Origin of the sequence: Agrobacterium sp. ES01 (assembly GCF_050320885.1) — a bacterium.
Classification (GTDB): Bacteria; Pseudomonadota; Alphaproteobacteria; order Rhizobiales; family Rhizobiaceae; genus Allorhizobium.
In genome coordinates this window covers 79739-101596 of sequence record NZ_JBNQTH010000008.1, presented here as the reverse complement: position 1 = coordinate 101596, position 21858 = coordinate 79739, and the positions used below count along the sequence as shown (strand labels likewise).

The 21858-nt window shown below is 59.0% G+C and carries 19 protein-coding genes; 7 read left to right on the top strand and 12 right to left on the bottom strand.

Going from position 1 to position 21858, the window contains the following annotated elements; all coding sequences use genetic code 11:
* Window positions 1-4: 4 nt before the first annotated feature.
* The 5 genes from ACQQ2Q_RS19420 to ACQQ2Q_RS19400 form a co-directional block, all read right to left on the bottom strand.
* A complete protein-coding gene (locus tag ACQQ2Q_RS19420; RefSeq protein WP_428188780.1) occupies window positions 5-1294 on the bottom strand; it encodes a TRAP transporter large permease in 1290 nt (429 codons plus the stop codon).
* Window positions 1291-1764, bottom strand: a complete 474-nt coding sequence (locus tag ACQQ2Q_RS19415; RefSeq protein ID WP_428188779.1) for a TRAP transporter small permease — start codon at window positions 1762-1764, stop codon at window positions 1291-1293. The genes ACQQ2Q_RS19420 and ACQQ2Q_RS19415 overlap by 4 nt, the downstream gene beginning before the upstream one ends.
* A gap of 44 nt (window positions 1765-1808) precedes the next feature.
* Window positions 1809-2795, bottom strand: coding sequence for a TRAP transporter substrate-binding protein (locus ACQQ2Q_RS19410; protein ID WP_428188778.1), 987 nt, complete (start codon window positions 2793-2795; stop codon window positions 1809-1811).
* Between the two features lie 94 nt (window positions 2796-2889).
* Complete coding sequence (locus ACQQ2Q_RS19405) at window positions 2890-3795, bottom strand: LysR substrate-binding domain-containing protein (RefSeq protein WP_428188777.1); 906 nt, start codon at window positions 3793-3795, stop codon at window positions 2890-2892.
* A gap of 180 nt (window positions 3796-3975) precedes the next feature.
* Window positions 3976-4848 carry a GlxA family transcriptional regulator gene (locus tag ACQQ2Q_RS19400; protein WP_428188776.1) on the bottom strand — a complete coding sequence of 291 codons (873 nt, stop codon included), beginning with the start codon at window positions 4846-4848 and terminating at the stop codon, window positions 3976-3978.
* A 3-nt stretch (window positions 4849-4851) separates the two neighbouring features.
* Here ACQQ2Q_RS19400 and ACQQ2Q_RS19395 point away from each other — a divergent pair, with 3 nt between their 5' ends.
* Window positions 4852-5064, top strand: a complete 213-nt coding sequence (locus ACQQ2Q_RS19395; RefSeq protein WP_428188775.1) for a hypothetical protein — start codon at window positions 4852-4854, stop codon at window positions 5062-5064.
* A 57-nt stretch (window positions 5065-5121) separates the two neighbouring features.
* Here the strand turns inward: ACQQ2Q_RS19395 and ACQQ2Q_RS19390 are convergent, their stop codons facing one another.
* The 7 genes from ACQQ2Q_RS19390 to ACQQ2Q_RS19360 form a co-directional block, all read right to left on the bottom strand.
* Window positions 5122-6978: an FUSC family protein gene (locus tag ACQQ2Q_RS19390; protein WP_428188774.1), complete on the bottom strand. Its 1857-nt coding sequence runs from the start codon at window positions 6976-6978 to the stop codon at window positions 5122-5124.
* A gap of 137 nt (window positions 6979-7115) precedes the next feature.
* Window positions 7116-8189: a DUF475 domain-containing protein gene (locus ACQQ2Q_RS19385; RefSeq protein ID WP_428188773.1), complete on the bottom strand. Its 1074-nt coding sequence runs from the start codon at window positions 8187-8189 to the stop codon at window positions 7116-7118.
* A 268-nt stretch (window positions 8190-8457) separates the two neighbouring features.
* Window positions 8458-9339 (bottom strand): dihydrodipicolinate synthase family protein, encoded by an 882-nt coding sequence (locus tag ACQQ2Q_RS19380; RefSeq protein WP_428188772.1) that lies wholly within the window; start codon window positions 9337-9339, stop codon window positions 8458-8460.
* Window positions 9339-10988, bottom strand: coding sequence for an ABC transporter ATP-binding protein (locus ACQQ2Q_RS19375; RefSeq protein WP_428188771.1), 1650 nt, complete (start codon window positions 10986-10988; stop codon window positions 9339-9341). The genes ACQQ2Q_RS19380 and ACQQ2Q_RS19375 overlap by 1 nt, the downstream gene beginning before the upstream one ends.
* Window position 10989: 1 nt before the next feature.
* Window positions 10990-11904: an ABC transporter permease gene (locus tag ACQQ2Q_RS19370; RefSeq protein WP_428188770.1), complete on the bottom strand. Its 915-nt coding sequence runs from the start codon at window positions 11902-11904 to the stop codon at window positions 10990-10992.
* Window positions 11905-11916: 12 nt separating this feature from the next.
* Complete coding sequence (locus ACQQ2Q_RS19365; protein ID WP_428188769.1) at window positions 11917-12831, bottom strand: ABC transporter permease; 915 nt, start codon at window positions 12829-12831, stop codon at window positions 11917-11919.
* A gap of 81 nt (window positions 12832-12912) precedes the next feature.
* Window positions 12913-14412, bottom strand: a complete 1500-nt coding sequence (locus tag ACQQ2Q_RS19360) for an ABC transporter substrate-binding protein (protein WP_428188768.1) — start codon at window positions 14410-14412, stop codon at window positions 12913-12915.
* Between the two features lie 339 nt (window positions 14413-14751).
* Between ACQQ2Q_RS19360 and ACQQ2Q_RS19355 the strand changes: the two genes are divergently transcribed.
* The 6 genes from ACQQ2Q_RS19355 (at window position 14752) to ACQQ2Q_RS19330 (ending at window position 21786) form a co-directional block, all read left to right on the top strand.
* Window positions 14752-15945 carry a sialidase family protein gene (locus ACQQ2Q_RS19355; protein ID WP_428188767.1) on the top strand — a complete coding sequence of 398 codons (1194 nt, stop codon included), beginning with the start codon at window positions 14752-14754 and terminating at the stop codon, window positions 15943-15945.
* A complete protein-coding gene (gene pdxA / locus ACQQ2Q_RS19350) occupies window positions 15942-16907 on the top strand; it encodes a 4-hydroxythreonine-4-phosphate dehydrogenase PdxA (RefSeq protein ID WP_428188766.1) in 966 nt (321 codons plus the stop codon). Before ACQQ2Q_RS19355 ends, pdxA begins: the two co-directional genes overlap by 4 nt.
* Window positions 16907-18022, top strand: coding sequence for an iron-containing alcohol dehydrogenase (locus tag ACQQ2Q_RS19345; protein ID WP_428188841.1), 1116 nt, complete (start codon window positions 16907-16909; stop codon window positions 18020-18022). Before pdxA ends, ACQQ2Q_RS19345 begins: the two co-directional genes overlap by 1 nt.
* Before the next feature lie 236 nt (window positions 18023-18258).
* Window positions 18259-19290: a four-carbon acid sugar kinase family protein gene (locus tag ACQQ2Q_RS19340; protein ID WP_428188765.1), complete on the top strand. Its 1032-nt coding sequence runs from the start codon at window positions 18259-18261 to the stop codon at window positions 19288-19290.
* Between the two features lie 2 nt (window positions 19291-19292).
* Window positions 19293-19994: a FadR/GntR family transcriptional regulator gene (locus ACQQ2Q_RS19335; protein WP_428188764.1), complete on the top strand. Its 702-nt coding sequence runs from the start codon at window positions 19293-19295 to the stop codon at window positions 19992-19994.
* A 226-nt stretch (window positions 19995-20220) separates the two neighbouring features.
* Entirely contained in the window at window positions 20221-21786 is a 1566-nt protein-coding gene (locus tag ACQQ2Q_RS19330) for a winged helix-turn-helix domain-containing protein (protein ID WP_428188763.1), read from the top strand.
* The last annotated feature ends 72 nt before the right edge of the window (window positions 21787-21858 follow it).

The following is a 21858-nucleotide window of genomic DNA, read 5'->3' as shown; positions in this document are numbered from 1 at the left end:
TCTCCTAGAAATATTGTGGAACGAGAAGCTTGGGCAGGCCCAGAACGATGTCGGGGACCCAGAGCGAGATGCAGGCGATGAAGATCGTCAGGATACAGATCGGCAGAACCGCGATCATGGCACGGCCAATACTGACCTCACCGATCTGGGCCGCGATCAGCAGGCAGATACCGTATGGCGGCGTGACGAGACCGATCGACAGGATGATGGTGGTCAGAACCCCCAGATGAACCGGGTCGACACCCGAGGTCGTGCCAAGCGCCTGGATGATCGGCAGGAAGATCAGGGTCGCCGAAATCGGGTTGAGGACGGTGCCGATCAGCAGTAGGAAGCCGACCAGCATCAGCATGATGAGGTAAGGGTTCGATGTCTGCGCGGTAATAAAGTCCACCACGATCTGGGCTGCTCCCAGATAGGCGATCAGCCATCCGAAGATACCGGCGCCGGCTACTGTGAACATCGGTACGGCAAAGTCGATGACCGCATCGGTGAGCAGTTTGGGCATGCTGCGCAATGGCACGTCGCGATAGACGACGAGCGACAGGAACAACGCCCAGCCAACCGCGATGATGGAGCCTTCCGTGGGCGTAAACACACCGCCAACGATACCGCCCAGCACCAGCACGGGGATCAGCATGGGGGCTGCACCGCGCTTGAGGATGCCACCCATGGCCCTGATACCGGGGAACGGGTCGGCGGGATAACCGTGACGAACAGCAAGGATGTAGGTGTAGATCATCATCGACAGGCCGATCAGCAAGCCCGGCACGACGCCGCCGAGGAAAAGCGCGCCGATGGAAACATTGCCGAAGGCACCATAGACGATCAGTACGATTGACGGCGGAATGATGACCCCGAGCGTGGAGGATGCGGCTGTCAGGGCAACAGCAAAGGCTGGATCATAGCCGGCCTTTTTCATCGCCGGAATGAGGATAGAGCCGACGCTTGCGGTATCGGCGGCAGCAGAACCGGAGAGACTGGCAAAGACCATTGAGACGAACACGTTCACATGGCCCAGACCGCCACGGACATGGCCAACGCTTGCATTGGCAACGGCCAGTAGCCGATCGGTGATGGAGCCGGCATTGAGAACACGGCCAAGCAGCATGAAGAAGGGAACCGCCAGCAAGGTGAAGCTGTCGATGCCGGAATACATCTGGTTGACCGCAGACGTCAGCGGCAGGCCCTGCTGCCACATGACAATCAGGGAGGCGGCGATGAGCGAAAAGCCGATATTGACCCTGAGAATGATCAGGACGAAGAAGCTTGACAGAAGGAGGACCAGCGGGTTCATCGGGCGGACTTTCCGGTGAGCATGTCGAGCAGTGTCTCGAAGGAGAATAGCGCCATCAAAATCCCGCTGACCGGGATTGGCAGGAACAGCCACATGCGGGAAATGCCCAGTGACTGAATGGTTCCGGACTGGCGCAAGGCCACCAGCGCATAGCCGTTGACGACCAGCAGATAGACGACCAGTGCGGTAACGAGCATGCCGAAGAACGCGAGTGGCACGTTGAGCGCGCGCCAGCTCGGTGGCAGCATGTCCACCGTGTAGTGGGCGTTGCGCCGCAGTGCCACAGCGGCACCGACGAAAATCAGCCAGGAAAACAGAAGCTGTGCCAGATCCGGTGTCCAGATGAGCGGCAGCTTGAGGATGGTTCTGGCCAGAACCTGGAGCCCGACCGTAAGGATCAGACCCAGGAAGCCGAGCCAGAGGCCGAACTCGGCCACGGCTGCGACATGCGTGTTAAAACGGCGCAACATTGAAGGAATACCTTCCCGAGACAGATTGAGGGGGCAGCCGAGACTTACTTGGCTGTCAGCAACTCATATTCTGCAGACAGATCGAGCTTTTCGGCAAGCTTGGCCTGGATCGGCTCGAGCTTTGCCTTGAAGGCTGCGGTATCCGGATGGGTAACCTTGACGCCGTGATCCTTGGCCAGAGAATCCACCAGATTGGCATCATATTCGATGGCCTTTTCGACACCCAGTTCATTGGCTTCGGTGGCCGTTTCCTGCACCAGCGCCTTCAGGTCGTCCGGCAGCTTGTTCCAGGTGACATCCGAAATGGAGATGTGGTTGATCTGAAGCGTGTGCTGGGTGAGGGCCAGATTGGGGGCGACTTCGTAGAGCTTGGCGCCGGAGTAACCGGGAAGCGAGCTTTCCATCGCGCCTGCAACACCGGTCTGAAGTGCCGCGTAAAGTTCGCCCCAGGCGATCGTCACCGGCAGCATGCCCAGCGCGCTCCAGGTTTCGGCATCCATCGGCGATGGTGGCGTACGCATGCGCATACCGGCGAGATCGGCAAGATCATTGACCGGCTTGTCCTTGGTCGCGAGGTTACGCGCGCCCGATGCGCCCAGTGCGAGAAGATGAATGCCGAGACCACGATCTTCGTAGATCTTTTCGAAATGGGCCTCAACCGGTGTGCCGGGGCCGATCTTCTTGGTGATGCCTTCCATGCCGTCAAACAGATAGGGCATGGTGAAGATGCCATATTCCGGAACCTGCTCGGCGGCATTGCTGGTCGTGCTGATCATCATGTCGATCGTGCCGAACGCCAGTTCGCTGATCACAGCCGGATCCTGGCCGAGCTGTCCCGAATCGAAGATCTGGACGGCGATGCGCCCGTCGCTCTTTTCCTCCAGCGTCTTCTTCATGAATTCCGCCATGTCGTTATACGGATGCGGCGATTTCACCAGCGTGTGCAGACGCATGTTGAAATCTGCAGCCATTGCTGACGAGACGCTGATGGTCAAAGACGCAATTGTGGCGAGGAGGCGTTTGGCGCGCATGGTCGTGGTTCCCTTTTGCTATTTGTTAAGACGAGCTTCTGTCCGGTTCCCCATAAAATCAAATAGAATTAATCTTTCGATCCATGCGTAAATGTTATGGCGTGAAAACTTCCAGGCCGGGTATCTCGGCCAGCGTCCTGACGAGCGCATCGGCAAAGCCTTCGGCTGCCCGCGTGATCGGAATCTCTGCCGGCTTTATCAGATGGAAATCAAAGGGAATTTCCGGCTCGAATGGCACAGTTGCCAACCTGTCGCCGAAAATTTTAGGCGTGAACGGGTCGACGATTGCAACGCCGATGCCAACAGCAGCCAGGCCGCAAGCGGAGTAGGATGGCTGGCTTTCCATGGCAATACTCGGGGTGATGCCGGCTGAAGCGAAGCTCTGCGTCACGTAATTGGCCGTGACGGTGTGATGTGCGAGCGCCACCATCGGTTCATCCTTGAGGTCGCGGGGACCGATGGACGAAAGCCCGGCCAGAGGATGATCCTTCGGCATGACGCAAACGCAATAGCTGCGATAGGAGGCGATGATGTCGATGTCGCGTCGTTCGACATGGGTCTGGGCCAGGCCGAAGTCGAGCTGTCGCGACGTCATCATGTCCACGATCCGGGAGGAGGTGTGAACATTGTGGGTCACCCTGATGCCGCGATGCTCGTCGAGGAACCGCTTCAGCGTTGCCGGTACGATCTCGAAACTGACCATTGGCATGGTCGAAATATGCAAGGTGGCGCGGCGCAGATCCTTGATCTCGTTGGCCGCCTGCTTCAGGCGGTCGAAACCGTAATACATGCGCTCGACTTCCTGCTGAAACTGGATCGCCTCCGGTGTCGGCTGGATCTTGCCGCCCTGGCGCAGAAAGAGCGAAAACCCGATTGCCTGCTCCAGATCCGCGATCAGACGGCTGACGGCGGGCTGTGAGACGTTGAGCGTTTGTGCCGCCGCCGTGATCGATCCGTGCCGCATGGCAAGGCGAAAGGCCAGTATCTGTCGTTGATTCATATCACTTCTTCACCGTGCAATTGGTCCTTCACCCTGTCGCAATAGATCGGGCGAGGCAATGTCGACGGATCGCCTCTGCACGCCATGAACGCCGTCAAGCGGACTGGCGATTGCGACCTCAATACCGAAAATACGCTGATCCGCCTGACCTCACTGCAGCCCTTCGCGTTCGCGGTCGCACTAGGTGCGCGCTTCCGTTCGTCCCTGCAGTTGCGGCATGCTGCGCTTTGCCCATTCCTGCCGCTGCTGCTCGCCCTGCCGCCTGACGGACGTCGGCGTTACGGCAAAGGCTTTCTTGAAGCGACGGATGAAGTGCGACGAGTTTTCAAAGCCGGTTTGAATGGCGATATCGATCAAGGGCATATCCGTTCCCGCGACCAGCCGCATAGCCGTTTTCAGGCGAAGAACCTGATAGATGGCCGCAGGCGTCGCATTCAGCTCCTTCTGGAAAAGCCGCTCCAGTTGCCGGCGCGACAGGCCGATCTTGTCCGCTACTGCGGCAATATCCAGCACTTCTTCAATGCGCTGTTCCATCAGCATCAGGCTGCGGCTGACCCGCTCGTCGCGAATGCCACCGAAATCGAGTGGGTCGCGCGGCTGGAGTTCGTCTGAATCGCGGCGGCGAACGATCTGCAGGATTTCCAGCGCATTGCGCTCCGCCTCCGGACCGACATGGCGGCGCAGAAGAAAGGTCGCAAGATCGGCAACGCTGCTGCCACCGGCGCAGGTCATGATGTTACGATCTTCGACGAAGATGCGCTGCGAGGTCACGCTCAGATTGGGAAAGCGTTCCTTGAACTCGCCGTAATGCAGCCAGCTGACGCAACTCAGCCGATCATCCAGAAGTCCGGCCTGGGCCAGAATGAAGCTGCCGGTACACACGCCCAGAACGGGCACGCCAAGGGCACTTGCCTGTTTCAGATAGCGCTCGGTTTCGGCATCGATCGGTTCGCTCACATTGAGCCGTCCGCCGATGACAGCGATATAGCTGAACTCTGTCGGAGGGCGCAGCGACGAGGTGGGGGAGACCTGCACACCGCAGCTCGACGTCATGAAATGCCGACTGCTGCTCAGAACTTCCCAATCGCAATTGATCCGGCCCGAGCGATCGGCGACATCGCTGCCAAGCCTCAGCGCATCAACGAACAGAGCGAACGCACTCAGCGTAAAGCCGCGCGCCAGGATAAACCCGACCCGCAGCTGATTTGGGTTGCGATGTTCGCCCTTCGGCGCGTGTTCATTTTGCGAATGCATGTCGCGGATGATTGAAGTCCATGCAGAAGCCCCGGTCAAGCCGGTCGCCGCCCGACATCACTGTTTTACGGCTCAAGGCCTGCTATCGCCAGGGGAAGTGATCGATGGGGCATCGCCGCCAGGCTTCGGCAGCTCATGGTTCGAGTACCAGAGTGCGGCGGCCTCGCCGGCCAGCTGGCGCGCGGCAATGATGGCCGTTTTGTCCTCTTCGGTCGATCGCCGCCGAATGATACGGTCAGACGCATGCATGGCGATTTCGGCTTCGGTGCTGGCAAGGCCTGCATCGCGACGTGCAGGCGCAATTAGTCTCGCATCGCCGCTACCGACCGCGTCGAGATAGGCTTGGTTGGCATGAACCGCCTCTGCGACAAGACTGGAAACCGATGCTTCCCGATTGGGCCAGACGATCAACGTAACCAGAATGGCGACCACGCTACCAAGCACATTGTCGAGAATGCGCGCAGACGCAATCCCTTCGCCGGGGCTGAGGATGTCCATGACCAGCACGAACAGTAGTGTGAGGAAGACGACGAACAGCGTGTAGTTGACCGAGCGCACGGCAATTGTCGCCGCGGCGATGGTAATCACCAAAGCGATCAAAAAAGTGTAGCCGATGGGCGCAGACAGAATTGCCAGTGCCAGTACACCGCCGGCAGACGAGCCGAGAATGCGCTCCAGGCTGCGGCTCCAGCTCATGCGGGGTCCCGGCTGAAGGACAACGATGATTGCCATGGTCGCCCAGTAGGGATAGGTGAGCGACAGCAGATGGGCGACAAGCGTGACGACAGCAACGCCGACCCCGGAGCGGACAGCGGTCTGTAGGACGCGCCTTGATTGTCCGCTGTCTGCCGCTTGCATGCGCGAACCGCTCAGCGCAACACTGGCATCATCATCCTCATGTTTGAAGGCAGCCGCAATGGCGTGAATGGCGCGTGTACCGGCGCCATGCTGGGCGGGCAGCATTTGCGCCAACATCCTCGCTCTCTGCTCAACCGCTTTGATATCGGTCGAGCGGTCGACAATCGTTTTCCGTGCCTGTGCAAGAAGAGGCGCGATCGCATTCAGTGCAGCGCGCAAATCCGCATCGAGCTGGTTTGTCAGGCGCAGATGATCGAGTGCCAGCAGGCCGTGGAAAACACTGTCGGCTATGGCCAGTGCTTCATCCAGTCCGTTGGACTTGGCATCATCGGCGATTGCGTTCTGGTCCAAGAGACCGGTCGCTCTCTCGATTGCCATGCGCACGGCCCGGCGGTGCTGGCTATGCGTTGAACGTCGCGGATCCATCTGGTCTGCACCCTGCGCTTCCGCTATATCGGTCGCCATGTCGCCTAGCCGCGCATAGACTGCGGCAATCGCCTGTCGCGCTGGAAGCCACCGGTCCGTGCGCCAGACAATGGTGAGGATAATGGCAGCCCAGCTGCCACCGCAGAAGAATGTCAAGGCAAGCATCGCTGCACCGGCTGCAGGCAGCGGATAACCCGCCGCCACCACTGCCACCACGCCAACCAGGGTCGCAACCATTGTCGACGCTGGCCAACGCAGCGGCAAAAGTGCGGTAATGGTGACCAGCACCGGGCCGACCGAAAGGGCAAAGACGATGCCGTAGCCAGCCAGGAATGAGCCGATCAGTGCGGCCATGCTGCCCAGCGCCACGAAGCCCATCAGCAAACCGCGGCGTCGGCGCTCGGGGCCACCGGTATCGGCAAGACAGGTCCAGAAGGCAGCAAAGATCGCCCATCCGAAGTGGCTCTGGCCGGTCGCTACGACCACCAGCAATGGTACTGCAACAATGAATGCGGCGCGAATGCCATCTTCCAGATGCAAATGTTCAGGCGTGAGTGCGATGGCGCGCAGTTCAAGCCAGCGCGCCAGACCGCGAACCCGTTCAGGTGGTGTGCCTGCGTGCTTGTTCCTGTCTGGTCCACTCACGCTGCATCACCTCATGCCTCTGCCATAACCCATGGGCATCGCCAGGCCGGATATGATCAGGTCCGTGCGGGTCGAGATGCCGGCCCGCTTTTATCGCCATTTCCGGCGCATGCCAACAACGGTTCATCGAAGAGCTGCTAGCTCTGCTCCCGTCTGTTGTACAAGATGGAGGACCAGAGCGATATGCCGATCAAGGCAGCGCCGCCAAGGCCCGTCAAGGCTTCGGGGATATGGATCTGGGTCTGGCAGAACATGATCAGCGACAAGATCAGGATGGCATAAAAGGCGCCGTGCTCCAGATATCTGTACTCTGCAAGCGTGCCTTTTTCGACCAGCATGATCGTCATTGAGCGTACATACATGGCGCCGATGCCAAGGCCGATGGCAATGATGAAGAGGTTCTGGGTCAAAGCGAAAGCGCCGATCACGCCGTCAAAGGAGAAGCTGGCATCGAGCACTTCGAGATAGATGAAGGCACCCAGACCACCGCTTGCCGCTGAGCGCACACTTTGCTGAGACGCGTCCATAAATCCGCCGACGACTTCAACAAGCAGGAAGGTCACGAGGCCGTAGATGGCGCTGTAGACGAAGGAAACCGGTTCGTTCATCTCTGTCTGCGGAGCATCAACAATGGTGTAGGAAAATGCCAGGATCACGACCAGCATGAAGGCGATCTCGATGCCCTTGATGGCCGCGAAATTGGACAGATGGCGCTCCAGCCAACCGATCCAGTGAACATCCTTTTCCTGGTCGAAGAAGAACTTCAACGCCACCATCATCAGGAATGTGCCGCCGAAGGCGGCTATCGGCAACTGCGCCTCATGCATGATGAGAGCATATTCCTGCGGTCGCGACGCGGCCATGACGATGGCATCGATCGGGCCGATCCTGGCGGCAATGACCACGACCAGCAATGGAAAGACGATCCGCATGCCGAACACGGCAATGACGATGCCCCAGGTGAGAAAGCGCTTCTGCCAGACCGGTGTCATGGTCTTGAGCTTGTTGGCGTTCACAATGGCGTTGTCGAAGGAAAGCGAGATCTCAAGCACCGCCAGAATGGCACAGATCATGAAGATCGTTGCCGTTCCACCCACGGTGCCGGTCGACTGCCAGCCGAGCCAGGCACCGAGCGCCAGTCCGACAAAGGTCAGGATAAAGGCCCACCTGAAATAGCGTAAAGTAGATGTTGTGGAGGGCATCTTGCTCATGGCTGCACCTCGAAGATCAGACCCTGGATCATTGTGCTAGCCAATATGGCGTCGTTCACGGTGTCGAATTCGACACGCGTCGCAAGGGAGACAGGTGAGAACATTTTTCACTCGCCGCCGGCTTATTTGCGGGTGATACCGACATCACGAGAGCGCCGTCATTCTCGCCAGAGGGGCCCGGTATCAGGTTTTTGAAGGCGCGGGATCTATTCACCGGCGCCTCTGAAGATAAGTCTGTTTCACCGCATTGCAAGCGGTGATCGCAGGTTCAGATCAGATCGAAGCGTCCGAGAATAGCCCGGATCTTCGCGTCCTGCTCCGCGCTTGGCAAAAGTGCCGGCTGGCGCGAGGCTCCAACAGAATTATCCTGCAGATAAAGCGACCGTTTGACCAGCGCCGGCGGAAAGCCAAGCGCGTAGAGTTCCGTTCTGAAAGCCGTGTAGATTTCCTGTTGCCGCTCGGCATCGGCCATGTCGCCGGAGTTGAACCCGTTCAAGATGCCGGCAAGGACGTCGGGCATCGCATTGCCAAGGCCGGAGATGCAGCCAGCGGCCCCATTTTGCAGCGCCCACAAGACGAGATGATCGGGCCCGGAATAAACCTCGAAATCCGGCAGGTCGCGAGCAATCGCCAGATAGGCCTCCAGTGTTTCCTGTGCGCCGCCCGAATCCTTGATGCCGGCAATATTGCTATGGCTTGCAAGCTTTCGAGCGGTTTCCGGCTCGATATGGTTCTGTGTGCGGGCCGGGATATCGTAGAGGTAGACAGGGGTACTCACTGCATCGGCGACTGTCGAGAAATGGCGGATCAGACCGTCCTGCGTGCAGGCGATAAAGAAGGGCGTAATAACCGCAATGCCGTCTACGCCGATGCGGTCGAATTCCTTTGCAAGCTGGAGCGTTTCGAAGGTGGCCGGCATGCCGGCATTGACGATCACATCCACCTTGCCGGCAACCTCGTCGACCACTTCTTCCGTCAGGCGGATCTTTTCGCCATGGGTGAGGGCGCTAAAGTCGCCATTGGTGCCGGCGCACATGATGTTGTTGCCCGCCGCCACCTGACGGCGCACCTGGGCGCGGGTGGCTTCATAATTGATCGTCTCGTCCTCGTTGAAACAGGTCACGAGCGCGACAAAGGCTTTCTTGGACATCAGAAACTCCGCTTGAGAGGGGGGACAGTGGCCGCAAGGCCCGCCTGACGCGCCTTGCGGCGGGCAGACTGGACGTCTGGATCGGGGTCGAGGCTGGCGCCGAGAAGTGCGCGGGTATAATCCTCGCGCGGGTTGTCGAAGACTTGCCTTACCGTGCCGAGTTCGACGATGTCACCCTTTTCCATCACCATCACATGGTCGGCGAAATCCCGGACAACCGGCAGGTCGTGGGCAATGAAGATAAAGGCAATGCCCATGTCACGGCGCAACCTGTCCAGAAGCTCGATCACCTGAGCCTGGACAGAGACATCAAGCGCCGAAACGGCCTCATCGCAGATGATCAACTGCGGTTCCAGCGCCAGCGCCCGCGCGATGGCGATACGCTGACGCTGTCCGCCGGAAAACTGGTGCGGATAGCGGCTCATGTGCTCTTGCGACAACCCCACCTGATCCAGCAACTCGGCCACCCGCTCGCGCCACTTCGCCTTGGGCAAAATATCGGGATGGATGACCCAGGCTTCAGAGACAAGTTGATAGACGGTCATGCGCGGATTGAGCGATTGGGTTGGGTCCTGGAACACCATCTGCAGATCGCGCCTGAGCTTGTAGAGTTCGCCCGGCGGCATCTGGAAAAGGTCCTTGCCTTTCCACTGCGCGCTGCCGCCGTCGGGTTCCTCAAGCCGCAGCAAGACGCGGGCAAGCGTCGACTTGCCTGACCCGCTTTCGCCCACCACGGCCATGGTTTCCCCGGCCATCAGGTTGAAGGAGACACCCTTCAGCGCTTCGAAGGCGCCGTAAAACTTGCGCACGTCTTTCACGGCCAGCAGCGGTTCGCCAACAGCAATCGGCTCATGCATATTGCCTTTACCCGGTGCCGCGGCAATCAGCTTTTTGGTATAGGGATGGCGCGCATTCTTGTAGACGTCTCGCACCGTGCCGCCCTCGACCAACACGCCTTTTTCCATGACCACGACGCGGTCTGCGATATCGGCAACCACACCCAGATCATGGGTGATGATCAAGACGGCCATGCCGGTTTCCTGTTGCAACTCTTTGAGGAGCGCCAGTACTTCGGCCTGTACCGTCACATCCAGGGCGGTGGTCGGCTCGTCGGCAATCAGGAGATCCGGTTTCAGCGCCAGTGCCATGGCAATCATCACGCGTTGTCGCTGGCCGCCCGAAAATTCATGCGGATACTTGTCCATCGCGTTTTCGGGATCGGGAATGCCGACGCGACCCAGCAGACGCAAGGCCTCGCTTCGGGCACCATCAGACGCCATTCCGTGGGTCGTCATTGCCTCGCAGATTTGCCATCCAACGGTATAGACCGGATTGAGATGACTGAGTGGATCCTGAAAGATCATCGCAATACGCGAGCCGTTGACCCTACGCCTTTGCTCCGCTGGCATGGTCAGCAGGTCTTCGCCATCCAGCAAGATTTCGCCGGACGTAATGCGACCGGGCGGCATGTCGATGAGGTTCATGATTGCAGACGACGACACGGACTTGCCCGAACCGCTTTCGCCGAGAATGGCCAGCGTTTCGCTTCTGTCGAGATGATAGGAGATATCGCGTACCGCATGCACCACGCCATTGACGGTGTGGAATTCGACGGAAAGATTGCGAACCTCAAGCAGATGATCTGCCATGTCAGCGGCCTTTCATTTCCAGCCGCCACCGCTGCACCGGATCGAGCGCGATGCGCAGCCAGTTCGACAGCAGGTTGAGCGACATGGTGGTCAGGATGATGGCAAGCCCCGGCCAGAAGGACAGCCACCAGGCATTGGTGAGATATTGGCGGCCTTGCGAAATCATCAGGCCCCAGGTGATTTCGGGCGGCTGGATGCCGATGCCGAGGAATGACAACGCGCTTTCAGCCAGCATTACATAGGCGAAATCGAGCGTGGCAAGCGTGGTCAGCGTGGGGAACACCACGGGCAGAATATGGCGAAACAGGATGCGCTTGCCGGAGGCCCCCATGACCCGGGCCGCCTGTACGAACATGCGCTCTCGGATTTCCAGCACCTCGGCGCGTGTGGTGCGCAGATAGACCGGAATACGGGTGATCGCCAGAACCAGCATGAGGTTCAGGATCGACGAGCCCAGCACATAGAGCACGATCACTGCAATCAGCAGCGAGGGGAACGACATGATCACATCGGCAAGCCGCATGATGATCTGGCTGACGCGGGCGGAAGCGACGCCGGCAATGAGGCCCAGAACGGTGCCGATGACCGAGGAAAGAAGGACGGCGCCGGCAGCGACCATCAGTGTGTTCTGGGTGGCGACAATGATGCGGGCAAAAAGCGGGCGACCAAGGGCATCGGCACCCATCCACCAGAACCAGGCGCGCTCAAAATCGAAGGGTGCGAGATTGCGGCCGCGCAGGTTCTGCTTGGTGGCGACATCGCCAAGCCAGGCAGGACCGAGCAATGCGAAGACCAGCATCATCACGAGGAAGATGGCTGCACACAGCGCGAATTTGTCGGCAAGAAGCATGCGTCCGAGACGAATGACGAAAGGAGGCTCGGCTGCGGAAAGGCTGTCTGTTGATGGCATTGCCATGCGTCTGTCCTCTCAGTGACGGATGCGAGGATCGAGCAGCGCATAGGCAAGATCGATCAGCAGGTTCATGACAAAGATGGCAAGCGCAGTGACCAGAATGGCCGCAAGAACCACATTGAAGTCGCGTTGCAGGATGGAATCGATCATCAGCTTGCCGACGCCCGGAAAACCGAAAATGGTTTCCACGATCACGGCCCCGTTGAGCAGGCTTGCAGCCTGGTCGCCGATCACGGTGATGACCGGAAGCATGGCATTGCGTAGCGCATGAATGAAGATGATCGGGCCCGATTTGACGCCCTTGGCACGGGCTGTCTTCACATAGGCTGACGACAGCGCTCCGATCATTGAGCCGCGCACGACCTGGACGATAATGCCGAAGGGGCGAACGAAGAGCACGGCGATCGGCAAGATCCAGTGCGATATGGAACCCGTGCCGGAGGTCGGCAGGACGGCGAGCTGGATGGAAAAGACAACGATGGCAACGATTGCCAGCCAGAAATCCGGCACCGACGCGCCGATCAGTGAAATGATCGAGGAAAACCGGTCGAAGAAGCCACCAGACCGGAATGCCGCGAGCGAACCGACGACGATGGCGGCACCGGTCACCAGCGACATGGTGATAACGGCAAGCCACAGCGTCCAGACAAAGGCTTCCAGCACCACGTCGAGGGCAGGGCGCGCCTTGCGCAGCGACTCTCCCAGATTGCCGGTAAGCACGTCGCCAACATAATGGGCAAATTGCACAAGCAGAGGATCGTTCAGGCCATGCAATTCGCGAAACTGGTTCTTCATCTCCGCTGAGGCTTCAACCGGCAGGAAGAGTGCGGCCGGATCACCGGTCAGGCGTGACAGGAAAAACACCATCACCAGAAGCCCGACGAGGGAGAAGAGGCTGGCCAAAGCCCGTTTGCGGATGAATCTGAACATGCTTGCCTCGGTCTCGGTTGACGGCGGGCATGGCCCGCCGTCGGTATGTCCTGGATCTCGGCGAGCGGGTCGCCGAAGCCGTTACTTGATCTTGATTTCGGACAGCTGGAGCATGGAGTTTGTTGCCATGGTCGGAGTGTAGTCCAGGCGCTCGGAGACCCTGGAGAAACCGACCATGTGGAACAGCAGCACATCGGCCACGACATCGTCATGGAGATAGGCAATCAGCTCCGACCACAACTTGGCGCGCTCGTCGCCGGTGGCAGCAGAGGCCCGCGCAATGAGGTCATCGACCTTGGCATCGGAGAAGCCCGACTGGGTACCCTTCGAGTCATATTTGAAGAACATCGAGAAGGATGGATCACCCTTGGAATTGTCGTGCATGGCAGCAACGAGCTGCGGACCGCGACCTTCCTTGAACGGCTTGGAATAGTAGACTTCGTGTTCGGCCACTTCGACGAATTTCAGCTCGATGTTGAAGCCGACTTCCTGAAGCTGCGCCTGGATCGCTTCCATGATCTCAGTGACATTCGGGAAGTTTGCAGAGCGCGCAATGATGGTGATCGGTGTATCGACCTTCACGCCGTCGGCCTTGGCCTCTTCCAGCAGCTTGCGGGCTTCAGCCGGATCGTAAGGGAATACCTTGACGTCCGGGTTCCAGCCAAGGGTTGGCGGCGGCACGATGGCTGTTGCCAGGATCGCGCCTTCCGGAACCAGCGTACCGAGGAAGGCATCACGATCGATGGCAAGGTTCAACGCCTTGCGAATTCTCACGTCATTGAGCGGCTCGATATTATGGTCGATGCGAAGATAGACAGTTTCGCTGTCGAGATAGGAAAAATCGGTGGCCGGATTGGTGGCTTCGATCTGGGAGATCGAGGGGGAGATATCGGCCTCTCCGGTCTGCACCATGGCAGCGCGAACGGACGGGTCGGCGCGGAACAGATATGTGGCCTCGGTTACATCGGGCTTGTCGCCCCAATAATCGTCGCGCTCTGTGAGAACAATGCGCTGGCCGGGGGTCCATTCCGTCAGCTTGTATGGGCCGGTGCCGACAGGCTCGCGGACGAACTCCATCGGTGTTTCTTCCGGCACGATGGTCAAAAGCGATAGCAGAAGCGGCAGGATCGGCTGGGCCGGATCGACTGTCACGTCAATGGTATTGTCATCGACGACGGTCGGCGTGATCGTCATGCCCCCGAAATACCGGCGCGACTCGCAGGCATTCTTGTCGCTCATCACCCGTTCAATGCTGTGCTTGACGTCTTTCGCATCGAATGATGTGCCGTCCGAAAAGGTTACACCTTCACGAAGATGGAAGCGCCATGTGCCCGGCTCCGTTTCTTCCCAGCTGGTCGCCAGGCGGGGCATCAGGCCCTTGTCGCCACGAACGTCGAGTTCGGTCAATGTCTCAGACACATTCTGCATGATGACACGGCCGATATTCGAGCGGGTCGCCATGCAGGGCTCAAGCAGATCGGCCTCTTCCGGCAGAACGATCGTGATTGGGCCCGGAGCGGCCTGGGCCGAAGACAGCGTTGAGCCCAGCAGCAGTGCTGCGAGCAATAGTGATCTTTTCATTGGGTTCTCCTCCCTTTTGAATGCGCAGTGTAACGGCTGGCAAGTGCGGGCACCGGGTGCAGACAGCACTTTTGGATACCCTCCGCGACTATCGCCCTGTGACGGAACATTCCTCCCGCGTCATTGAGCTTTTCACGTTGACCAAAACATCCAACGTGACGACAAGTTTGTCAAATTATTTTACGTTTCTGATTTCAGATATTTTTTATTTACAAAATAAATATCATGAAAACAATAATTTAGGCACAACATCAGGATGATTACCGCGACGATCTAGAACCTATAAAACTTGACAACTTTGTAAAAGTGACGATTGTCGCCACCATGGAGGAGTATTCTATGACACCTGACGACATCGCCCGATCCATGACAGGCGTGCTTGAAAATCCGGCGCCCGGCAGACACGAAGCCTCGCTGCCATCGCCCATGGTGCAGAACCATGCAGCTTTCCTGCATATGCTTGGAAATGGTGATCTCGTATGTGCCTGGTTCGGCGGAACGCTGGAAGGGAAGTCGGATATCTCCGTCTTCGCCTCCGTGCTGGCGGCGGGCGCGAGCGCGTGGGGCAAACCCCAGCGACTAAGCTTCGATCCGGATCATTCCGAGCAGAACCCCGTGCTGTTTCCGGCACCCGATGGCCGGCTTTTGCTGTTTCACACCTCGCAGCCTTCCGGCAATCAGGATGAGTGCCAGATCCGCATGGCCGAAATCCGCCGCGATCAGCACGATCCCGCTGTCCTTCACGCCGAAGAAGGGCGCTATCTCGATCTGCCGCGCGGCTGCTTCGTGCGCGCGCCTTTGGTGGTGCGCGAAGACGGTGCATGGATGTTGCCGATTTTCCGCTGCATTCAACGCCCTGGCCAGAAATGGAATGGCAGCCACGACCGTGCAGCGGTTGGTATTTCAATGGATGGCGGCAAAAGCTGGACGCTCGAAGATCTGGACCAGTCCACCGGCTGTGTCCATATGAGCCCGGTCGCTACGGATGATGGGCATTTCGCCGCATTCTTTCGCCGCCGGCAAGCCGATTTCGTCTACCGCACTGAAAGCACAGACGGCGGGCGCACCTGGTCTGCGCCTGCGGCGACAGACCTGCCCAATAACAATTCTTCCATCGCCGCCATTCGGCTGAAGGATGGTACCATCGCGATGATCTGCAATCCGATCAATGCCGAATTGTCGCCCGATCGTCGCGCTTCGCTCTACGATGAACTGGGCGAGGATGACGCAAGGCCGGATGCAGATCCGACCGGCGGCTGCGTGCCGGTCTGGGGCGTTCCGCGTGCGCCGGTTATCGTTGCCGTGTCGCAGGATAACGGATGCAGCTTTCCACATCGCATCCTGATCGAAGACGGACCCGGCACCTGCCTTTCCAACGATTCCATCGATGGCCGCAACAAGGAGATGTCCTATCCCTGGTTGCTGGAGGGTCAAGACGGCAGCCTTCATATCGCCTACACCTATCACAGGCGCGCTATAAAATATGTCCGTCTGGCGCCCGGTTGGGCCAGCGCGGCAGGGAGACAAGCATGAGCAATATCATCGGCATTACCATGGGTGACCCCTGTGGCGTTGGCCCCGAAATCACCGTCAAGGCACTGGCCGAGATGTCGCCTAAGGATCGGGACGCGACTCGTATCTACGGCAATCTGGCAACGCTGGAAGCGGCCCGCGAGGCCCTTGGTCTGACGCTGGATCTGAAGCCTTTCGTCGTCGATCTGCCCGTCGAAGGTGCGCCGCTTGCCTGGGGAACACTCTCTCCAGTCGCCGGCGACGCGGCCTTCCGCTTTATCGAAAAGGCCGTGCGCGATGCCGAGGCCAATGCGATTGGCTGTATTGTGACTGCCCCGATCAACAAGGAAGCGCTGAATCTGGCGGGCCACCACTATGACGGTCACACCGGAATGTTGCGCAGCCTGACCGGCTCGACCGCAGCCTATATGCTGCTCGCATCGGAGCGGTTGAAGGTCATTCATGTCTCGACCCATGTGTCGTTGCAGGAGGCAATCCGCCGCGCGACGACCGAGCGCGTGCTTGCCACCATTCGCGCGGGCGATGCCCACCTGAAACGCATTGGCTATGACAGCCCGCGCATTGCCGTTGCCGGTCTCAATCCGCACTGCGGTGAGAACGGGCTGTTCGGCACTGAAGATGACGACCAGATCGCACCTGCTGTGGCGGCGGCGAAGTCCGAAGGCATCAATGTGGAAGGCCCGATTTCGGCGGATACGGTCTTCCATCGGGCCTATTCGGGCGGTTTCGATCTGGTCGTCGCCCAGTATCACGATCAGGGCCATATCCCGATCAAGCTGGTCGCCTTCGATACAGCCGTCAACGTCTCCGTCGATCTGCCGATTGACCGCACGTCGGTTGATCATGGAACCGCCTTCGACATCGCCGGCCGCGGGATCGCCAATCACGGCAACATGAACTCCGCCATCGCCTATGCCCGCAAGCTCGTGGCCGGCCGGGACGAGACGAGGAACGCGTCATGATGGCAACACAGATCACGCTTCATCAGCCGCGCCGCCTCGTCGTCGGCGCAGGCTCCATCGAACAGGTCGGAGCCTGGGCGCATGACGCCGCATCAACGCTCGTCATCGCCACACCGATCACATCCGGTTTTGCCGACCGCTTGAAGCTTTCCGGAAAGGTCGTCGTCTTTGATGCCATTCCGGGGGAACCGGATATCGCAACGCTTGAGGCAGCGCTGAGTTCGGCGCGCGAACTAAAGCCGGACCTCGTTGTCGGCCTGGGTGGCGGTTCCGTCATGGATGTAGCCAAGCTGGTCGCCGCCCTTTGGGACAGCGAGCAGACGCTGGCCGATGTCACCGGTCCCAATCGTGTCGGCGGACGAAACACGCGTCTGGCGCAAGTCGCAACGACGGCTGGCACAGGATCGGAGGCCGGCATCCGCTCATTGATCACCGATCCGGGCAAAGGCAACAAGATCGCGGTTGAAAGCCCGCATCTGATTGCCGATCTGGCCGTGCTCGATCCGGAACTGACCTATAGCGTTCCACCTGCCGTGACGGCTGCGACCGGTGTCGATGCCATGGCGCATTGCGTTGAGGCCTTCACCAACCGCAAGGCCCACCCGATGATCGACGGGTTTGCGCGCATGGGCTTTCATCTGGTGGGGAAGTTTCTGGCGCGCGCCGTAAAGGACGGTGCCGATACCGAAGCGCGCGAGGGCATGATGCTCGCCTCTTATTATGGCGGTATTTGTCTGGGGCCGGTAAACACGGCTGCGGGACACGCCATCTCCTATCCGCTCGGCACATTGCTGCATTTGCCGCACGGTCTCGCCAATGCGATTATCTTCCCCCATGTGCTGGCGTTCAATCAGCCGGTGGTCGCAGCCAAAACGGCTGAGGTGGCCTTGGCGCTGAACCTTGGAGAAGGGCTGTCGCAAGCCGATCTTCGCTCTGCCGCCCACGGCTTCTGTGCTGACCTCGGAATCGAGATGTCGCTCGCGGCCCATGGGGCAACCGAAGGGGATCTGGCGCGATACGCCAGTGATGCCCATGCGATCAGACGATTGATGGATAATAACCCCATCGACATGAGTGAGACAGACGTTCTGGAGATCTACCGCGGGGCCTTCTAGGCATTGCCTGGACCCGCCTTGTGTCTCCCGCCAGGAAATTTTCCTCCCCCTTGGCGGGAGACGCAAGAAACGCTTGAGAAGAAAATGCGCGCATTGAAACGCATCGAGCATAGGACAACACGCCAGGGTCGTAATCTGCGCCGCCCTTTATTTGTAATTCACCAGCGTCAATTGCTTGACAAATATGAATAAAATTCGGAAATTTAGATAACAACAGCTAGCGGGCGCCAATTTTCATGCTTGTCATTCTCGCCGACGACCTAACGGGAACGCTCGATTCTGCTGCACCTTTTGCCGGCCGCGGCCTGGCAACCGAAGTGGTGCTTCATCCAGACGCGCTGGATGAAGCCCTCGCTCAGGCGCCTGACGTGCTGGCCGTCAATCTCAGATCGAGAGAAATAACAGCCAGTGAGGCCGCACGCGCGACGGCAGAAGCGCTGAAGCGATTGCCCGTGGGTGTGCGAATATTCAAGAAGGTCGACTCGCGCCTGAAGGGCAATATCGTGGCCGAGCTCGATGCGATGTCGTTTGAACGGGCGCTGGTCGCGCCGGCTATTCCCGACTTCGGTCGATTGGTTGTTGGCGGTCATGTGCGCGGCTTCGGCATTGAGACACCGATTGCCGTGGCCGAAAAACTGGGTGCCCATGCGGCTCGCGCCCATATTCCCGATACATCATCACAAGATGAGATGCTCACCTCACTGAAATTGGCGGAGAATGAGGGCTTCGACTTGCTGATCGGCGCCAGAGGCCTTGCCGATAGCCTGGCCCAAACAATGACGTCAAAAGAGCCGCAGCCTTTGATCGCTGTGCCGGAAGTGCCGACGCTGATCGTTGTCGGTTCGCGCGATCCGATCACGGTTAAACAAGTTGATGATCTTCGAAGCCGCTGCGTGATCGACTATGTCGCAGCGCCCGGTGGTAAGTGTGACACTTCCCCCGCCCAAGCGCGTGAGATGGTTGTCGTCGTGCAGGCCACGGAAGGGTCAGCACCCGTTCAACCGTTAGAGATGTCTGCAAATCTTGCCAATATGGTTGTTCCAGCGTTCACCGACCGTGCATCTACTCTTGTACTCACCGGCGGAGCGACTGCCGAAGCCGTTCTTGAGAAGATGGGTATTTTGCGCTTCCGGCTTCTGGGCGAATGCATGCCCGGCATGGGGCTCGCCATTGCCGATGGGCGCCATATCGTCACCAAGTCGGGCGGCTTCGGCCAACCCGATACACTGCTAAAACTGGTGCGACAGATCCTGAGAAAGGCGGCCTGACGATGGGACTTCAGCAAGGAACGTCCCGCAAGGGTCTGCCAGACATGGTGTTCGAACGGATACACCGCGCCATCAAGTCAGGTTCCTACAAGCCGGACGAACGATTGCCGACGGAGCACGACATGGCAATCGAGTTCGAAGTATCCCGGCCCGTGATCCGCGAAGCATTGCGGCGGTTGCGCGAGCAGGGACTTATCTATTCGCGCCGCGGTGCCGGCAGTTTCATCCGCTCCACCGGTCTGCGCGAACCGCTCGGTTTCGGCCAACTCGAAAACGTGGCTGATCTGCTCAATTGTTACGAGTTTCGCCTGACGCTTGAGCCGGCAGCAGCAGCAGCAGCAGCAGCCCGCCACACACCCGAAGATCTCGATGCCATCAGGCGGGCACTCGAATTGTTGCGCGATGCCACCAACAGGCAATCCCACCGCGAAGATGCAGACTACCAGTTCCATCTGTCCATCGCGCGCGCCGCCCAGAACAATTACTTCTCCACCGCGATGGAAGCTTTGAAGGAGCATATTGCCGTTGGCATGAAGTTCCACGGGGCGTCGGTCAAGCGTGAGGCGAGCGGGCTTTCGCGTGTCTTTGCCGAGCATGAAACCATTGCCAGGGCTATCGCAGATGGCGACGCGGATCTGGCACGCGAGATGATGCTGAAACATCTGACAGGCTCCCGCGACCGACTGTTTCTCGCCTCGCGATAAGGTCCATTTCCCCGGATAACTGCCCGTCCGCATGGGCCTGGCCTTGAACGCCCGAAGCGCTATGTCTTATTTTATAGCTTGAATTCAATTTTTGCGTGCTACATTGTTTTTTAACGACCAAGGGTGGGGCGGTCGTTTCTGAATAGTCATTGGTGGCCCTGATCGCGAACGCGCAATAACAAGCGGGTTTTGCGCTGATGAGACTGTTCGAGCGGGGGTGTGGCCAGTGTTTGGGACTGACTACAGGACAGCGAAATTCGGCGATGACGTGGCGCATTTTACCGTCGCCGAAGCACGGGTATTAAAGGTGCTCTCACGCAATGCCGGGCGCACGCTGACGCGCGACCAGATACTGGACGCTGTGTCCGACGTCGGCTCGGACAAAAGCGACCGTAGCGTGGACTTTCTGATCAATCGCGTCAGGCGCAAACTTGGCGACAGTCCCAGAGATCCCCGTTTCATAGGCACCCGCTATGGCGGAGGTTATGTGTGGCTCGGTCCCCCACCGGTGGTCATGGATGTCCAGAAGATCGTCGAAGCTGAGGCCGTGATCGGCCCGGTGCGCGGACTGGATCTGCTCGGCGCGGCAAGCGGTGCAGGGGAAGCCTTTGCTGGCTATCTGGCAAAAGCCCTGGAGGCGGAGATCGAGCGGAGTGTCCCGGTTGAACCCGACTTTGATCCCACAAAGCAGCCATCGGACGGCCCAGCACGCTTCAACCTGGAAATCTCCTTTTTCCGCGTCGCCGAGCGCCCCGAATGCGTCGTGACATGCTGGTCGCGTATTTCCGGCGGCGTGTTCTTCGTTGAGCGCATGACATTGATCCGCGAAGGGGCTCCCTATCCGAGTTTGCGACGAGAAGCAGATCGCCTGATCCCCCTCATCCTGTTGGCGCGCTGGCGCTGTGAAATGGGCTATAAGATTTCAAGCGAACCACTGGCTGTGGCGATGCAGAATGCCTCCTTCAATGAGAAGAGCACCGCCAAGGCCTGGCTGGAGAATAATGTTCATCTCAGCAAGATGCGTGCTGACCACCCTGATGACCCGGAAATTGCCGTCAGCTATGCGCATCATCTGCATTCCAGGGTGATCATCCACGGACGCGATCTCTTCCAGACTGGCGCAGATGCATGCCGGTCCATCGACACCGAGATAGAACAGCTTGTCCAAGGTGCCCTGCCTGGTTGCCAGGACAAGCCCGAACTGCTGATGATTGCCGCAAAGCTGCTCTACTATGTCGATCGCGGTTACAAGTCGCTGGCCCTTGAACTCGCGCAACAAGCCTACAGTCAGAGTACAACGATTGCGTCCTCGCTTGCGATTTTCGGGCAATTGCGGGCATTTACGGGCGATACCGACGGAGCGCTTGTCTTGCTACGGCAGGCCGAGGCTTTGGCGATGCCAAAATCGCGCTTCCGGCATTATGTTCAGGTTTTCATCTGTCAGGCCTTGATTGCGGCAGATGATCGCGCGGCGCTGGAGCCTGTGCGGGCGCAAGTCTACAATTTCCATCCCCTGGCGCGGCTTCTCTATGAGTTGGTCATGACGGATGCCGAGCAGCCGTCCCTGCGCGCCAAGGGTGCCATGCTCACGATGTCGAGGTCCCGCGCCTGCGGCGTTCTTCGCTTCCTCCATCACATCCATTCCAGATTGTTCGATGATCCCGAGCACAGAGTAAACGCTCTGCGCACCCCGATAGCACTTTTCGTGCGCCGGTTCGGTCACACCGTTGTCCCTGCGGAACTTGTCGCCTCTGCCCCATCGCTATTCGAGCGCTCATCCGACAAAACGTGAGTTGCAAATCATTGTGCAACAATTGCCCGCGACTCTCGCGCCTTAAGGGAACGCGGGGTTTCGCGCAGATTC

Bases quoted from the DNA above. Each gene is read 5' to 3' on its own strand.
- ACQQ2Q_RS19420 (WP_428188780.1), bottom strand. From the start codon at position 1,294: ATGAACCCGCTGGTCCTCCTTCTGTCAAGCTTCTTCGTCCTGATCATT.
- ACQQ2Q_RS19415 (WP_428188779.1), bottom strand. From the start codon at position 1,764: ATGTTGCGCCGTTTTAACACGCATGTCGCAGCCGTGGCCGAGTTCGGC.
- ACQQ2Q_RS19410 (WP_428188778.1), bottom strand. From the start codon at position 2,795: ATGCGCGCCAAACGCCTCCTCGCCACAATTGCGTCTTTGACCATCAGC.
- ACQQ2Q_RS19405 (WP_428188777.1), bottom strand. From the start codon at position 3,795: ATGAATCAACGACAGATACTGGCCTTTCGCCTTGCCATGCGGCACGGA.
- ACQQ2Q_RS19400 (WP_428188776.1), bottom strand. From the start codon at position 4,848: ATGACGTCGAGCTGCGGTGTGCAGGTCTCCCCCACCTCGTCGCTGCGC.
- ACQQ2Q_RS19395 (WP_428188775.1), top strand. From the start codon at position 4,852: ATGCCGACTGCTGCTCAGAACTTCCCAATCGCAATTGATCCGGCCCGA.
- ACQQ2Q_RS19385 (WP_428188773.1), bottom strand. From the start codon at position 8,189: ATGAGCAAGATGCCCTCCACAACATCTACTTTACGCTATTTCAGGTGG.
- ACQQ2Q_RS19380 (WP_428188772.1), bottom strand. From the start codon at position 9,339: ATGTCCAAGAAAGCCTTTGTCGCGCTCGTGACCTGTTTCAACGAGGAC.
- ACQQ2Q_RS19375 (WP_428188771.1), bottom strand. From the start codon at position 10,988: ATGGCAGATCATCTGCTTGAGGTTCGCAATCTTTCCGTCGAATTCCAC.
- ACQQ2Q_RS19370 (WP_428188770.1), bottom strand. From the start codon at position 11,904: ATGGCAATGCCATCAACAGACAGCCTTTCCGCAGCCGAGCCTCCTTTC.
- ACQQ2Q_RS19365 (WP_428188769.1), bottom strand. From the start codon at position 12,831: ATGTTCAGATTCATCCGCAAACGGGCTTTGGCCAGCCTCTTCTCCCTC.
- ACQQ2Q_RS19360 (WP_428188768.1), bottom strand. From the start codon at position 14,412: ATGAAAAGATCACTATTGCTCGCAGCACTGCTGCTGGGCTCAACGCTG.
- ACQQ2Q_RS19355 (WP_428188767.1), top strand. From the start codon at position 14,752: ATGACACCTGACGACATCGCCCGATCCATGACAGGCGTGCTTGAAAAT.
- pdxA (WP_428188766.1), top strand. From the start codon at position 15,942: ATGAGCAATATCATCGGCATTACCATGGGTGACCCCTGTGGCGTTGGC.
- ACQQ2Q_RS19345 (WP_428188841.1), top strand. From the start codon at position 16,907: ATGGCAACACAGATCACGCTTCATCAGCCGCGCCGCCTCGTCGTCGGC.
- ACQQ2Q_RS19340 (WP_428188765.1), top strand. From the start codon at position 18,259: ATGCTTGTCATTCTCGCCGACGACCTAACGGGAACGCTCGATTCTGCT.
- ACQQ2Q_RS19335 (WP_428188764.1), top strand. From the start codon at position 19,293: ATGGGACTTCAGCAAGGAACGTCCCGCAAGGGTCTGCCAGACATGGTG.